Annotated in this window: 12 protein-coding genes; 7 read left to right on the forward strand and 5 right to left on the reverse strand. The window is 67.8% G+C overall.

Annotation, left to right across the window (positions count from 1 at the left end; genetic code table 11):
* Nucleotides 1–31 precede the first annotated feature (31 nt).
* The 3 genes from mfd to SriyCCGPB3_RS06220 all read right to left on the reverse strand — a co-directional run bounded on the left by mfd (nt 32) and on the right by SriyCCGPB3_RS06220 (nt 5144).
* On the reverse strand, nt 32–3496 hold the full coding sequence (mfd, locus tag SriyCCGPB3_RS06210; protein WP_153856866.1) for a transcription-repair coupling factor: 3465 nt from the start codon (nt 3494–3496) through the stop codon (nt 32–34).
* A 149-nt stretch (nt 3497–3645) separates the two neighbouring features.
* Nucleotides 3646–4191: a GNAT family N-acetyltransferase gene (locus tag SriyCCGPB3_RS06215; protein ID WP_004150340.1), complete on the reverse strand. Its 546-nt coding sequence runs from the start codon at nt 4189–4191 to the stop codon at nt 3646–3648.
* A gap of 95 nt (nt 4192–4286) precedes the next feature.
* Nucleotides 4287–5144, reverse strand: a complete 858-nt coding sequence (locus SriyCCGPB3_RS06220) for a 23S rRNA (adenine(2030)-N(6))-methyltransferase RlmJ (protein ID WP_014036453.1) — start codon at nt 5142–5144, stop codon at nt 4287–4289.
* A 35-nt stretch (nt 5145–5179) separates the two neighbouring features.
* Here SriyCCGPB3_RS06220 and creB point away from each other — a divergent pair, with 35 nt between their 5' ends.
* The 7 genes from creB to SriyCCGPB3_RS06255 all read left to right on the forward strand — a co-directional run bounded on the left by creB (nt 5180) and on the right by SriyCCGPB3_RS06255 (nt 13048).
* Nucleotides 5180–5905, forward strand: coding sequence for a two-component system response regulator CreB (gene creB / locus SriyCCGPB3_RS06225; RefSeq protein WP_110711666.1), 726 nt, complete (start codon nt 5180–5182; stop codon nt 5903–5905).
* A 3-nt stretch (nt 5906–5908) separates the two neighbouring features.
* Complete coding sequence (creC, locus tag SriyCCGPB3_RS06230) at nt 5909–7369, forward strand: two-component system sensor histidine kinase CreC (protein WP_032130266.1); 1461 nt, start codon at nt 5909–5911, stop codon at nt 7367–7369.
* Nucleotides 7370–7450: 81 nt separating this feature from the next.
* The gene (gene creD, locus SriyCCGPB3_RS06235) at nt 7451–8770 is read left to right on the forward strand and encodes a cell envelope integrity protein CreD (RefSeq protein WP_110711667.1); all 1320 of its coding nucleotides are present in this window, start codon (nt 7451–7453) and stop codon (nt 8768–8770) included.
* A 10-nt stretch (nt 8771–8780) separates the two neighbouring features.
* Nucleotides 8781–9191 carry a hypothetical protein gene (locus SriyCCGPB3_RS06240; protein ID WP_350259993.1) on the forward strand — a complete coding sequence of 137 codons (411 nt, stop codon included), beginning with the start codon at nt 8781–8783 and terminating at the stop codon, nt 9189–9191.
* A 196-nt stretch (nt 9192–9387) separates the two neighbouring features.
* Nucleotides 9388–10965, forward strand: a complete 1578-nt coding sequence (locus SriyCCGPB3_RS06245; protein ID WP_350259994.1) for a M20/M25/M40 family metallo-hydrolase — start codon at nt 9388–9390, stop codon at nt 10963–10965.
* Between the two features lie 153 nt (nt 10966–11118).
* Nucleotides 11119–12522: a glutamate--tRNA ligase gene (gene gltX / locus SriyCCGPB3_RS06250; protein ID WP_153856868.1), complete on the forward strand. Its 1404-nt coding sequence runs from the start codon at nt 11119–11121 to the stop codon at nt 12520–12522.
* 34 nt (nt 12523–12556) lie between these two features.
* Nucleotides 12557–13048 carry a Fur family transcriptional regulator gene (locus tag SriyCCGPB3_RS06255; RefSeq protein WP_004150412.1) on the forward strand — a complete coding sequence of 164 codons (492 nt, stop codon included), beginning with the start codon at nt 12557–12559 and terminating at the stop codon, nt 13046–13048.
* Between the two features lie 32 nt (nt 13049–13080).
* Here the strand turns inward: SriyCCGPB3_RS06255 and SriyCCGPB3_RS06260 are convergent, their stop codons facing one another.
* A complete protein-coding gene (locus SriyCCGPB3_RS06260) occupies nt 13081–13734 on the reverse strand; it encodes a hypothetical protein (protein ID WP_153856869.1) in 654 nt (217 codons plus the stop codon).
* Nucleotides 13735–13809: 75 nt separating this feature from the next.
* Nucleotides 13810–14970: an HlyD family secretion protein gene (locus tag SriyCCGPB3_RS06265; RefSeq protein ID WP_180854201.1), complete on the reverse strand. Its 1161-nt coding sequence runs from the start codon at nt 14968–14970 to the stop codon at nt 13810–13812.
* Nucleotides 14971–14975: the final 5 nt, after the last annotated feature.

Genomic DNA, 14975 nt, shown 5'->3' on the forward strand with positions numbered 1-14975 from the left:
GGGGACCGGTGCGGGGTGTTCGGGGGGGCGATCAACCCGGGGCGAGGGTGGTCAGAAGGGCGCGGGCCGCATTGAAGCGGTCTTCCGGCAACGGCAGCGGGTGCTTGATGCGCAGCTTGTCAGGCCCTTCCATGGCGTAGAGATTGGGTTGTTTCTGGATCAGCTGGATCACCGCCATCGGGTCGATGTTCGGCTTGGACTCGAACACGATGCGGCCACCGTTCTCGCCCAGGTCCAGCTTGCGGATGCCCAGCGTATTGGCCTTCAGCTTCAGCTCGGCGATGGCGAACAGGTGCTTGGCCGCATCCGGCAGCAGGCCGAAGCGGTCGATCATCTCCACCTGCAGTTCGCGCAGCGCATCACTGTCGCGCGCGCTGGAAATGCGCTTGTACAGGGTCAGGCGGGTGTGCACGTCCGGCAGGTAGTCTTCCGGAATCAGCGCCGGCACATGCAGCTCGACCTCGGCACCGCGCACTTCCTCGCCGGCATCCAGGTCGGGCAGTTTGCCCTGCTTGATGCTGCGCACCGCGCGCTCCAGCAGCTCGGTGTAGAGGCTGAAGCCGACCTCGGCCATCTGCCCGCTCTGGTCCTCGCCCAGCAGTTCACCGGCACCGCGGATTTCCAGATCGTGCGTGGCCAGGGTGAAGCCGGCACCGAGCTCGTCCATCGACGCGATCGCTTCCAGGCGCTTTTCCGCATCCGGGGTGATCGAGCGGCGGTCGGGCGCCACCAGGTAGGCGTAGGCGCGGTGGTGCGAACGACCGACGCGGCCACGCAGCTGGTGCAGCTGGGCCAGGCCGAAGCGATCGGCGCGGTTGATGATGATGGTATTGGCGTTGGGGATGTCGATGCCCGATTCGATGATCGTGGTCGACAGCAGTACGTTGAAGCGCTGCTTCTGGAAATCAAGCATCACCTTTTCCAGCTCGCGCTCCGGCATCTGCCCGTGGGCGATGCCGATGCGCGCCTCCGGCACCAGCTCGGACAGCTCGCGCTGCATGCGGCCGATGCTTTCCACGTCGTTGTGCAGGAAGTACAGCTGGCCACCACGCGCCAGCTCGCGCTGGAAGGCTTCGCGCAGCAGCGCATTGTCCCACTGGGTGATGAAGGTCTGCACCGCCAGCCGGTTCGGCGGCGGCGTGGCGATGATCGACAGGTCGCGCAGGCCGGCCATGGCCATGTTCAGCGTGCGCGGGATCGGCGTGGCGGTCAGGGTCAGCAGGTGCACGTTGGCGCGCAGCGCCTTCAGCGCTTCCTTCTGGCGCACGCCGAAGCGCTGTTCCTCGTCGACGATGACCATGCCCAGGTCCTTGAACTTCACGTCCGGCTGCAGCAGGCGATGGGTACCGACGATGACGTCGATGGTGCCGGCGGCGACCTTTTCCAGCTCGGCCTTGATTTCCTTGGTGGTCTTGAAGCGCGACAGCACCTCGACCTTCAGCGGGTAATCGGCGAAGCGATCGCGGAAGTTGCGGTAATGCTGTTCGGCCAGCAGCGTGGTCGGCACCAGCACGGCCACCTGCTTGCCGGCACTGGCGGCGGCGAATGCCGCACGCACCGCCACCTCGGTCTTGCCGAAGCCTACGTCGCCGCAGACCACGCGGTCCATCGGCTGGCTGCTGGCCAGGTCGCGCAGGGTGGCGTCGATCGCGGCCAGCTGGTCCGGGGTTTCCTCGAACGGGAAACCGGCCGCGAACGGTTCGTACATCGCGCGGTCTACCTGCAGCGCCAGGCCAGCACGGGCCTGACGGCGGGCCTGGATCTCCAGCAGCTCTGCAGCCACGTCGCGCACCTTCTCAGCGGCCTTGCGCTTGGCCTTGCTCCACTGTTCGCCGCCCAGCGAATGCAGCGGCGCGGTTTCCGCCGACGCACCGGAGTAGCGGCTGATCAGGTGCAGCTGGGCGACCGGCACATACAGGCGGTCGCCCTTGGCATATTCGATTTCCAGGAACTCGCCGGGCATGCCGCCGACGTCCATCGCAATCAGGCCGCGGTAGCGACCGACGCCATGGTCCTCGTGCACGATCGGCGCACCCTCGGTCAGTTCACCGAGGTCGCGGATGATCGCTTCCGGCTCGCGGCCGGCACGGCGCGTGCGGCGGGTGCTGCCGGCGCGCTCGGGGAACAGCTGGCGCTCGGTCAGCACCGCGATGCGCGGATCGTCCAGTGCGAAGCCATCCTCCAGCGGCGCCACCGCGATCGCGAAGCGCGCATCGTCGGCGAGGAAGCTGGGCAGGTCGGCCACCACCGGCGGCTTCAGCTCGGCGGCCTGCAACACTTCCAGCAGCGCCTCGCGACGCCCGGGCGAATCGGCGGCAATCAGCACCCGGCCCGGATAATGGCCGAGGAAGGATTTCAGCGCGTCGCCAGCGGGGGCCTCGCGCGCGGCCACCGGCAGCGGCGGCAGCGGCTGGTCGCCCAACGCATGGGCATCGGCGATGCGCGCGTGGTCAGCCGACCACACTTCGATGCGCGGGGCATCGTTCAGACGCTCGCGCAGCAGCTCCGGCGACAGGTACAGCGCCGACGGCGGCAGCAGCGGCCGTTCCACATCGTGGCGGCGCTGTTCATAGCGCTCGCCGGTCTGCGCCCAGAACGCCTCGGCGGCTTCGCCGGCCCCGGCGCAGACCACCGGCAGGCTGCCGTCGGGCAGGTAGTCGAACAGGGTCGCGGTGCGTTCGAAGAACAGCGGCAGGTAGTACTCGACGCCGGCCGGGGCCAGCCCGGACTTCAGATCCTGGTACAGCGCGCTGCGCCGGGTATCGACATCGAAGCGTTCGCGCAGCGTGGCCAGCACGCGGGCGATGCTGGCATCGTCCATCGGCACTTCGCGGCCGGGCAGCATGTGCACCGACTCGACCTTGTCCAGCGAGCGCTGGCTTTCCGGGTCGAACGCACGAATCGAATCAATGTCCTCGTCCAGCAGTTCCACCCGCAGCGGCTCGTCGGCGCCCATCGGGAACACGTCGAGCAGGCCACCACGCACGGCGAAATCGCCCGGGTCCATCACCTGCGGCACGTTGCGGTAGCCGGCGCTTTCCAGACGGCGCTTCTCGGCTTCCAGGTCCAGGCGCTGGCCGACCTTCAGGTCGAAACTGCCACCGATCACGTAGCTGCGCGGGGCCAGCTGCTGCAGCAGGGTCTGCACCGGCACGATCACCAGGCCGCGCTTCAGCGTGGGCAGGCGGTGCAGGGCGGACAGGCGCTGCGAAATGATGTCCGGATGCGGGCTGAAGCGGTCGTAGGGCAGGGTTTCCCAGTCCGGGAAGGCCACCACCGGCAGGGCCGGATCGCCGCCGAGCAGGGTCTGCAGGTCGGCTTCGAGCTGGTTGGCACCGTGGTTGTCACGGGCGATCACCAGCAGCGGGGCGTCGTGCGCACGCGCGGCCTGGGCCAGATACCAGGCCAGGGCGGTCGGCGATGCGGGGGCGCGCCACCAGGCGCGGAGCTGGCCGGCGCGCGGCAGCGGCGGGGCGGGGTATGAGGTACGCGACATGGACCCCGGATTTTAGCAGAAGCCCGATCGAAGCCCGGTGAGTCGTGCCGGCCGCTGGCCGGCCGCCTCATGTGCCGTTGGGGTAGCGCAATGCCGGCCAGCGGCCGGCACTACCGGGAGGCATCGCCGGGCAGAGCCCGGCGCATCCGTCAGTTGTCCAGCTCCAGCACCATCCGCACCAGGCCTTCGGCACCGGTCGGGTGCGGCACCGGCTTGAAGCCCAGCGAGGCGGCCAGCTGCTTCATCGGCTCGTTCTCGGCGGCAACGTCGCCGTACAGACGGTCCAGGTACTTGCCGCGGCCCCACTTCACCAGCTTGCGCATCAGCTGCCGGCCCAGGCCCTGGCCAATGAGGAAGCGGCTGATCAGGATCGCGTACTCGGCTTCACGGGTACCGGGGATGATCGAGGCCCGGGCGACCGCGCCGACCACCGCCTCACCGGCGGGCAGGGATTCGGCAGCGACCAGGGTGATCTCGGTCTTGGGATTCGGGTGGGTCAGGCGCTGGGTGGTTTCCGGCGACAGCTCGGTCACCGCCTGCAGGAAACGATCACGGATTTCTTCCGGCCCGAACAGGCTGAACGCCGCTTGCAGCGGTGCGCCATCTTCCGGGCGGATGGGGCGGATCAGCAGCTCGTGGCCGCTGGGAGCCTTGAAGATCTCATGCCAGGGCGGCATGCGGTTGCGAGTGGCCATACCGGGTGATTCCTTGGTGGTCCATCGATTGTGGCATCACCGGGGCTGCATTCCGTGAACGAAAGGCTCACGGCGGTACAGCCTCGTGAAGGCCGTTATTCGGGTGCTTTGAGCCAATCCAGGCGGGTGCTGGCCCCGGGTTCACCCAGGTGCTGGCGCAGCGCCGGCAGGGCCGGGCCGACCACCCGGTCGAACTGCCAGGGCGGGTTGAGCAGCAGCATGCCGCTGCCGTTGAGGCGCAGCGGTGAGTCGTCCGGGCGCACCAGGAACTCGATCGTCATCGCCGATTTCACCGGCAGGGCGGTGGCCTTGCGCAGGAAATGCAGGATGGTGCGGCGCTGCTTGATCGGGAACCAGACGGCACACGTGGCCTGCGGCCAGCGCGCCAGGGTCTCGCCCAGCGCGGCCAGGACCGCCTGGTATTCGGCGTCCTGGGCCTCGTAGGGCGGGTCGATCAGCACCAGGCCACGGCCGATCTTGCTGCCGTTGAACTTCGGCGGCAGCAGCGAACGCAGCAGCGCATAGCCATCGCCCGCCCGCACGTCGACGCGGCTGTCATGGGCGAACAGGGCTTTCAGCGTGGCCGTTTCGGCTTCCTGCAGCTCACAGACCGCCATGCGGTCCTGCGCACGCATCGCCTGCGCGCTCAACAGCGGCGAGCCGGGGTAGTTGGTCAGCGCGCCGACCGGATTGTCGGCCTGCACCGCCTTCAGGTAGCGCTCGACCACCTCGGGCAGCTTGGGCTGGGCCATCAAGCGCATGATCCCGGACTCGGCCTCCAGGGTCTTGCGGCTCTCTTCGCTGGCCAGCAGGTAGCGGCCGGCACCGCCGTGGGTGTCGAGCACGAAGAACGGGCTGTCCTTGCGCTTGAAGCTGTCGATCAGGGCCAGCTGCACGATGTGCTTGAGCACATCGGCGTGGTTGCCGGCATGGAAGGCGTGGCGATAGTTCATGGGCGGCAGTGTACGGGGCGGCGGCCGCAGCGGCTATGCTGCGCGCCATGACAGCTCCTGTTGCCCATGTCCTGGTGGTCGAGGACGAAGCCGCCATCGCCGAAACCGTGCTCTATGCGCTGCGCAGCGAGGGCTATGCCGCCAGTCACTGCCTGTTGGGCGGTGAGGCCCTGCAGCGGCTGCAGGCCGGCGATATCGATGTGCTGGTGCTGGACGTGGGCCTGCCCGATCTCGGCGGCTTCGAGGTCTGCCGGCGGCTGCGTGCACAGCCGGGGCCGGCGGCGCAGCTGCCGGTGATCTTCCTGACCGCGCGCAACGACGAAGTGGACCGCGTGCTCGGCCTGGAGCTGGGCGCCGACGACTACATGACCAAGCCGTTCTCGCCGCGCGAGCTGGTCGCACGGGTGCGTGCACGCCTGCGCCGTGCGGCGCCGGTCGTCGCAGCGCCCAGCGCCGATGCGGGCTGGCAGGAACATGGCGCGTTCGCCATCGACCGCGAAGGCCGGCGCATCCGCTTCCGCGGACAGGCGCTGGACCTGACCCGATACGAGTACGCACTGTTGGAAGCATTGCTGCAGCGCCCGGGTGCCATCCTCAGCCGCGCGCAGTTGATGGACCGGGGCTGGGACAGCAGTGCCGACAGTGCCGACCGCACCGTCGACACCCATGTAAAGACGCTGCGCGCCAAGCTGCGAGCGGCGGGGGCCAGCGACGATCCTATCCGCACCCACCGTGGCCTCGGCTACGCGCTGGAGGTCTAGCCGATGCGCCTGGTGCTGAAGCTGTTCCTCGGCTTCTTCCTGATCACCGGCATCGCGGCCTTCTTCGTGATGCGCGTGTTCGTCAACGAAGTGAAGCCGGGTGTGCGCCAGGCGATGGAATCGACCCTGGTTGACGCGGCCAACGTGCTGGCCGAGATGGCCGCCGCCGACGTCAAGGACGGCACCATCCGCAGCGGCAGCTTCACCCGCAACCTGGCCAAGGCACGGCAGCGCGACCTGAAGGCGATGGTCTGGCGTTTCCCCAAGCGCTCGCTGGATTACCGGGTGACCATCACCGACGCCAAGGGCATCGTCATCTACGATTCGCTGGGCCGTGATCTCGGCCGCGACAACTCGCGCTGGAATGATGTCTACCGCACCCTGCGCGGTGAGTACGGCGCGCGTTCCAGCCCCGAGATTCCGGGCGAGGAAGGCGATACGGTGATGCATGTGGCGGCGCCGGTGTACGACCCGGCCGACGGCCGCACCCTGATCGGCGTGCTCAGCCTGGCCCAGCCGAACCGCAGCATTGATCCGTTCATCGCTGCCAGCCAGCGCGCCATCATCGAGCGCGGTGCGTGGCTGATCGGGCTGTCGGCGCTGGTTGGCGTGCTGGTGACGATGTGGCTGACCACCGGCCTCGGCCAGCTCAGCCGCTATGCACGCGCGGTCAGCGCGGGCGAACCGGTGCCACCACCACGGCGCCGCCGCGACGAGATCGGCGATCTCGGCCAGGCGCTGGAAACGATGCGCCAGAAGCTCGAAGGCAAGGCCTACGTCGAGCAGTACGTGCAGTCGCTGACGCACGAGATGAAGAGCCCGCTGGCGGCGATCCGCGGTGCCGCCGAACTGCTGCAGGAGCCATTGCCGGAGGCCGATCGCGTGCATTTCGCCCGCAGCATCGTCGACCAGCAGGAGCGGCTGACCGAGACCATCGACAAGCTGCTGGCGCTGGCCGAAGTGGAACAGCACGGCTGGCTGCAGACGCGTGACCCGATCGCGCTGCCGGCATTGCTGGCCGATGCGGCGGCGGCCGCGCAGGTGCGCGCGCAGGCGGCCGGCGTGCAGGTCCGCATCGGCAGCGTGCCCGACCTGCGGGTGCAGGGCGACGCCTACCTGCTGCGGCAGGCACTGCACAACCTGATCGACAACGCGATTGCCTTCTCGCCGGCCGGCGCGGAGATCGCGCTGCAGGCAGAGGTGGACGGGCAGGGCGTGCGCCTGCAGGTGGCCGACCGTGGCGCCGGCATTCCCGACTACGCGCGTGAGCGGGTGTTCGAGCGCTTCTATTCGCTGGCCCGCCCCGGCAGCGGGCGGCGCAGCTCCGGCCTGGGCCTGCCGTTCGTGCAGGAGGTCGCGCGCCTGCATGATGGGCGCGCCAGCGTGGATATCCGCGAGGGCGGCGGCACCGTGGCCAGCCTGTGGCTGCCTTTGGGTGTGCCAGGCCAGCGCCCGCGCCGCTGACTTCACACTCGCTTCAAATTCGCCACAAACCCTGCTCACCGCGGCGGTCCATCCTGCAGCCCTCTCCAACGAGGATGGACCATGAAATCCCTGAAGATGCTGCTGCGGTTCGCCATTGTCGGCGGGCTGATCCTGCTGCTGCTGGTGCCGCTGACCATGATCCGCGGGGTCATCAACGAACGCAGCGCGTACCGCGACGAGGCCTTCTCGCGGGTGGCCGACAGCCGCGCCGGTGCACAGCAGCTGGTGGGCCCGGTGCGGGTGGTGCCGTGGGTGGAACGCAAGCAGGTTGAACTGGTCGACCCGCTGGGCGTCAAGAAGACCGAGGTGCAGGTCACCGAGGGGCACTGGCTGCAGATGCCAGCGTCGCTGGAGGTGGGCGGCGAGATGCTGCCGAGCCAGCGTGAGGTCGGCCTGTTCAAGGTGCCGGTATACAGCTGGAACGGCCAGATGAAGGCGACGTTCGCTGCAGACGACTATCCGGTGAAGGCCGGCCGCAGCTACGGCCAGCCGTATGTGGCGGTGGGCATTTCCGATGTGCGTGGCCTGGTCGGTACGCCGAACCTGCGCGTGGATGGCAAGCAGCTGCGCCTGCTGCCGGGGGTTGGTGCGGCCAGCGAGGTGGGCCGCGGTCTGCATGCACCGGTGGCCGGATTCGCCGAAGACCATGGCGGCACGCTGGCTGCCAGCACCGTCGAACTCGAGCTGCGCCTGGATGGCAGCCGCATGCTGTCGGTGGTGCCGGTGGGCGATGACACCAAGATCGCACTGCGTTCGAGCTGGCCGCATCCGTCATTCAGCGGTGCGTTCCTGCCCAACGAGCGTCGCGTCGACGCACAGGGCTTCGATGCGCGCTGGGCGGTGTCTTCGCTGGCCTCCGATGCACAGCGACAGCTGCGCAATGATGGTGCGGTCGAGTCGCAGGCGGTGACGGTGTCGCTGGTTGATCCGGTCGATGCCTACACCCAGGCCGACCGTGCCTCGAAATACGGCGTGCTGTTCGTGCTGCTCACCTTCGTCGGCTTCATCCTGTTCGAGCTGATCAGGTCGCTGCGCATCCACCCGCTGCAGTACCTCATGGTGGGCCTGGCGCTGGCGATCTTCTTCCTGCTGCTGATCAGCCTGTCCGAGCACATCGCGTTCTGGAAGGCCTATCTGGTCTCGGCGGTGGCCTGTATCGGCCTGCAGGCGGTGTACCTGGCCAACGTGCTGGGCCACTGGAAGCGCGGCCTCGGCTTCGCTGCGCTGCTGACCGTGTTGTATGGCGCGCTGTATGGCCTGCTGGTGTCGGAGAACAACGCGCTGCTGATGGGTTCACTGCTGCTGTTCGTGATCCTGGCGCTGGCGATGTGGGTGACCCGCCGGGTGGACTGGTACGCGCTTGGCGCGGAACTGAAGTAAGGAGCACGCCATGAGCTGGCGCCAGGGATTGCGGCAACGGGCACGGCAGGGCATTCCGGCCCTGCTGGAAGTGGATGCGCTGCTGCAGGCACATGGCGTGCTGGCGGCCCTGCCGGGGGCACGGATCGCCCCCGGCCTGGTCCGCTTCCAGCTGGCGGCGGCGACCTGCGAGGGACTGCAGGGCAAGGGGCTGGGCTGGCTGCAGGACGCGCGGCAGGGACGCGGCGCGCTGGCTGGCCGGGTGCCGCGCTACCGGCCATGGAAGGCCGGGGCGGAGGCGCTGGCCGAAATCGGCATCGGCGGCCTGCCCGATGACTGGCCCGCGCATGCGTCGGTGTACGGCTGCAGCAGCATCGACCGGCGGCACTGGTTGCTGCTGCTGCCGGAACGGGCGCAGTTGTGGCTGGGATGGAGTGGATGAGGTGGCGTGGCAGGTGCGAACCAACCACTCTCCTGTGGCTGCGAACCAACCACCTCTCCTGTGGGTGCGAACCTTGGTTCGCACGCTTCCGCGCTGTCCATGACCGATGGGACGGTATCGGCGCGCCCCTGCTGGCTAGACTCGATGGGTTGATGATCGAGCCGAAGGGCAGGGGTGCGATGTGTTGAAGTGGGGCATGCTGGCCGCAGCGCTGGCGATGGGTGGTAATGCAGGCGCGCAGCAGCGCGAGCCGGTGGACCTGGACATGGTCAGCCGCATCCGCCAGGAGGCCTTCCACCGTTCGCAGGTGATGGACACCTTCAGCTACCTCACCGAACGCATCGGCCCGCGACTGACCAACTCGCCGGCGATGGGCCGCGCCAATGCGTGGACCCGCGGCAAGTTCAACGAATGGAAGCTGGACAACGTCCACGACGAAGCCTTCGATGACTTCGGCCGTGGCTGGGAGTTCACCTCGGCCAGCGTGGAGATGCTGGGTGACCGCGTGCAGCCGCTGCATGCACTGCCGAAGGCGTGGACGCCGGGCACCAAGGGACCGGTTGAAGGCGAACTGGTGCAGGTCGAGATCAAGAAGCCCGAAGACATCGAGAAGTATCGCGGCACGCTGCGCGGCAAGATCCTGCTGCTCGGCGAGGCGCGCGAATACAAGCGCGGCACCGAGGCGGATTCGCACCGCCACGACGCCACCTCGCTGGAGGGCCTGCAGGAGTTCACCCTGCCCAAGGACAAGGACGCCACCGCCGAGCGTGCCAAGCGGGTCAAGGAATACCAGGAACGCCAGCAGCTGGCGACCAAGGTCAATGCGTTCTTCGTGGAAGAAGGCGCGCTGGCCTCGATCAGCATCAGCAGCTGGGACAACGGCATCATCCGCGTTGCCGGTGGCGGCTCGCGCAAGGCCGGTGAATCGGTGGGCATCCCCGAACTGGCGATGATCAGCGAACACTTCAATCCGCTGGTGCGCGCGCTGGAGGCCAAGCAGACCGTGCGCCTGCGCGTGGATGTGGCCGCGCGCTTCACCGACGAGGCCGACCAGCCGGGTTACAACACGCTGGCCGAGATCCGTGGCAGCAGCAGGCCCGATGAAGTGGTGATGATCGGCGCGCACCTGGATTCCTGGCACAGTGGTACCGGTGCGGCCGACAACGCGGCCGGCGTGGCGGTGATGATGGAAGCGATGCGCATCCTCAAGGCCACCGGCGCCAAGCCCAAGCGCACCATCCGGGTGGCGCTGTGGAGCGGCGAGGAGCAGGGCCTGATCGGCTCGCAGGCCTATGTGGCCAAGCACTTCGGCCGTTTCCCGGAACCCACCGACCCGGCGCAGAAGGCGCTGCCAGCCTCGCTGCGCGAGCCGACCGGCGCGCTGCAGAAGACCCGCGACTACGGCAAGTTCCAGGTCTACTTCAACATGGACAACGGCTCTGGCCGCTTCCGTGGCATCTATGCACAGGAAAACCTGGCGGCGATGCCGATCTTCGAAGCCTGGCTGGCCCCGTTCCATGACGTCGGCGCCACCACCGTGGCCACCCGCAACACCGGCAGCACCGACCACATCAGCTTCGACCGCATCGGCCTGCCGGGCTTCCAGTTCATCCAGGACCGGCTGGACTACTTCACCAATGTCCACCACAGTCACCTGGACACCTGGGACCACGCCGAACCGGAAGACCTGAAGCAGGCCGCAGCCATCGTCGCCTCGTTCGCCTACAACGCCGCGATGCGCGAGCAGTCCTTCCCGCGCAAGGTAGAACCGTAAAAGGGGACGGAGGGGATTAAGTCGTTTCTCCCCTCCGTTTCCCGGTTGCAGGCCCAGCGACTGGGCAATCGCGACTTAATCCCCTCCGTCCCCTTTTTCCGTCGGGGGCGGCGGGCTGGTAAAATCGGGGGATTCCCGTTCCTCGAGCCGTCCATGACCTGCCGCACCCGCTTCGCCCCCAGCCCCACCGGTTATCTGCACATCGGCGGTGCCCGCACCGCGCTGTACTGCTGGCTGGAGGCCCGCCACCGTGGCGGCGAGTTCGTGCTGCGCATCGAGGACACAGACCGTGAACGCAGCACCCAGGGCGCGATCGACGCGATCCTGGAGGCGATGGAGTGGCTGGGCCTGGACTATGACGAAGGCCCGATCTACCAGACCGACCGCGTCGCCCGTTACCTGGAAGTGGCCGAGCAGCTGGTGGCGGACGGCAAGGCGTACTACGCCTATGAGACCCGCGAAGAGCTGGACGCGATGCGCGAGGCCGCCATGGCCAAGCAGGAGAAGCCGCGCTACAACGGCGCTGCACGCGAACTGGGCCTGCCGCGCAAGGACGACCCGAACCGCGTCATCCGCTTCAAGAACCCGCTGCAAGGCACGGTGGTGTTCGACGACCTGATCAAGGGCCGCATCGAGATCGCCAACAGCGAGCTGGATGACATGGTCATCTTCCGCCCGGACGGCTACCCCACCTACAACTTCGCGGTGGTGGTGGACGACTGGGACATGGGCATCACCGAGGTCATCCGCGGCGACGACCACATCAACAACACCCCGCGCCAGATCAACCTGTACGAAGGCATCGGCGCGCCGGTGCCGAAGTTCGGCCACATGCCGATGATCCTCGACGAGCAGGGCGCCAAGCTGTCCAAGCGCACCGGTGCGGCCGACGTGATGCAGTACAAGGACGCCGGCTACCTGCCCGATGCGCTGCTGAGCTACCTGGCCCGCCTGGGCTGGTCGCACGGCGACCAGGAGCTGTTCAGCCGCCAGGAGCTGATCGACCTGTTCGACGTGAAGGACTGCAACTCCAAGGCCTCGCGCCTGGACATGGCCAAGCTGGGCTGGGTCAACCAGCACTTCCTGAAGACCGAGGATGTGGCCGCGATCGTGCCGCACCTGGTCTACCAGCTGCAGAAGCTGGGCCTGGACGTGGCCGCCGGCCCCGCCCCGGAGGACGTGGTGGTCGCCCTGCGTGAACGCGTGCAGACCCTGAAGGAAATGGCCGAGAAGGCGGTGGTCTGGTACCAGCCGCTGACCGAGTACGACGAAGCGGCGGTGGCCAAGCACTTCAAGGCCGGTGCCGAGGTGGCGCTGGGCAAGGCCCGCGAGCTGCTGGCAGCGTTGCCGGAGTGGACCGCCGAATCGGTGGGCGTCGCCCTGCACGACGCGGCCGCCGCGCTGGAGATCGGCATGGGCAAGGTCGCCCAGCCGCTGCGCGTGGCCATCACCGGTACCCAGGTCAGTCCTGACATTTCCCATACCGTGTACCTGGCCGGCCGCGAGCAGGCCTTGAAACGCATTGATGTGGCCATCACCAAGGTAGCAACGGCCTGAGGCATCCTTGCCAGGCCCGAACCGGAGAACACGCATGCCCGCCAAGACCGCCACTGCCTGTACCGCCCCGCACCACCACGTCCACGACGCGTCGGATTTCGTGGCGGTGGTCGAGCGTGTCTCGCGCGAACGCGGGCTGCGCCTGACCCCGATCCGCGCCAATGTACTGAAGCTGATCGCCGAGGCCGGCAAGCCGGTCAAGGCCTACGAGCTGCTGGAATGGGTGCGCAACGGCAAGGGCGTGGGCGCTGATGCCCCGCCCACCGTGTACCGCGCGCTGGATTTCCTGATGGCCAATGGCTTTGTGCACAAGCTGGAATCGGTCAATGCCTTCGTGGCCTGCCACCATCCCAGCAGTGCCGCGCACTCGGTGCCGTTCCTGATCTGCAACAGCTGCCACAGTGCTGTGGAGCTGGAAGACCGCGAGATCGTCACCCAGCTGGAGAAGCGCGCCAAGGAGCTGGGCTTCCAGCCGCAGGCGCAGACCCTGGAAGTGCACGGCCTCTGCGCGCGCTGCGCGGGCTGAGTCGCGGCGCATACCCGGACTGAGCCGCACGCTCAGTCCCGGGCGGCGTGCTCTTTCAGACGTTTCAGGACGCTGCGCTGTGCGTCGACCAGTACAGGGTCGTCCACCCGCAACTGCTCGACCCAGGCGAGCGCTGGTACCGGGTCGGCATGGCGCACGAAATACAGTGCCTGCGCCAGGAAATGCACATTGGGCACCCTGGCGTCCCAGATGAGCTTGGCGATACGCAGCATCGACGCCTGCATGCCGGGTGTAACCTCAACGCCGGTCTTCCCCGAAAGCGCAGTATTGAGGCAGTAAATCGCCTGGCAGGGCAGATCACGCGGTGTGCCCGCACGCGACCAGTCAGCGCGTTCGGCAAAGTCCAGCAGGACGGCAATGGCTGCGGGGCCACTCACATCGGCCAGTGTGCCGAGCGCGAACACTGCCAGCTGGGGGTCACCCAGCATATCGCGCAGGCCTTCAACGCCCTGGCGTCCCCAGGCGGTACAGGCCTTGGCCCAGCCGCCGAACGGTACGACCCGGCTACCATCGCCCAGCAGGCCATCATCCGGCCAACCGTGCAGTATCCGCAGCCGCTCAATCTCCTCGCCACCTTCGGCGCCGTGCTCCTGCACGAAGGCGATCAGATCTTCCGCTTCCAGCATGTCCTTGGCCGCCCGCCTGGCCAGTGTCGTGAATTTCATCGTCTTCCAGCGATCCTGATCCAGATCCGCAACGGTAGCGGATCAATGGGGTGAAGGCAGTCAGCAGCCTGCACCCTAGTCCATCGGCTTGGACCGGGTATCCACCCGGACGATCACCGACATGCCGGGCCGCAGCTGCGCGGCCAGCGTCTGACCTTCATTGATCGATATCCGCACCGGCAGCCGCTGCACCACCTTGGTGAAGTTGCCGCTGGCGTTGTCCGGGCGCAGCACGCTGAACTCCGAACCTGTGGCGGGTGCGATCTCCTGCACGCGGCCGCGCAGCACCTGGCCCTGGAACGCGTCCACCGAGAACGTGGCCGGCTGACCGATCGCCATGCCCCAGGTCTGGCCTTCCTTGTAGTTGGCCACCACCCATAGCGTGTCAGGCACCAGGAACAGCAGCTGCGAACCGGCGGCGACGTACTGGCCCACGCGCACGCTGGCTTCGCTGATCTGGCCGTCGCGCGGTGCGTGGATCACCGTGTTGGCCAGGTCGATGCGCGCCAGTTCCAGTTGTGCCTGTGCACTTTCCACCTGGGCCTCCAGGCTCTTGCGCGCCACCTGGGTCGACACCAGCGTTTCCTCGGCGATGCGGATCTGCGCCTGCGACTGCTGCACGCTGGCCTGTGCCGAGGCCTGGGTGGTGCGGAACTTGTCGCGGTCGTTGACCGACACCAGTTGCTGCGCGGCCAGTTCCTCGTAGCGCTTCAGCTCGTTGCGCGAGCGTTGCAGCTCCGCCTGGCCGGCCGACAATGTGGCGTGTGCGGAGGCGATCTGCGCACGGTTCTGCGCCTGCGACTGGTCCGAGTTGGCCAGTGCCGCACGTGCGCTGTCCAGCGTCGCCTGCGCCTGGGCGACACGCTGCGTGTAAATGCGGTCATCGATGCGCAGCAGCGGCTCGCCCTCCCTCACGTGCTGGAAGTCCTTCACCAGCACTTCGGTCACGTAGCCGTTCACCTGTGGCGCCATCACCGTGATCTGCCCGCGCACATAGGCGTTGTCGGTCACCATCACGCTGCTGGTGAACGGCCACAGGTGCCAGGCGCGCAGGATCAGCGCAATGCCCAGCAAGGCCACCACCACCATCACCACCACGCTGCGCGCGCTGGGCTTGAGGTACTTCGGCGCGGCAGCCGGTGCCGCGGGCGTGGGCGCAGGCGCCGCATCGGTCGGCGGCGGTGGAGTGACGTTGTCGGCGTCGATGTCGTCGGGGCGGGGCGGGACGGGAGGCATGGAGG

Origin of the sequence: Stenotrophomonas riyadhensis, assembly GCF_040256885.1 — a bacterium.
Lineage (GTDB): Bacteria > Pseudomonadota > Gammaproteobacteria > Xanthomonadales > Xanthomonadaceae > Stenotrophomonas > Stenotrophomonas riyadhensis.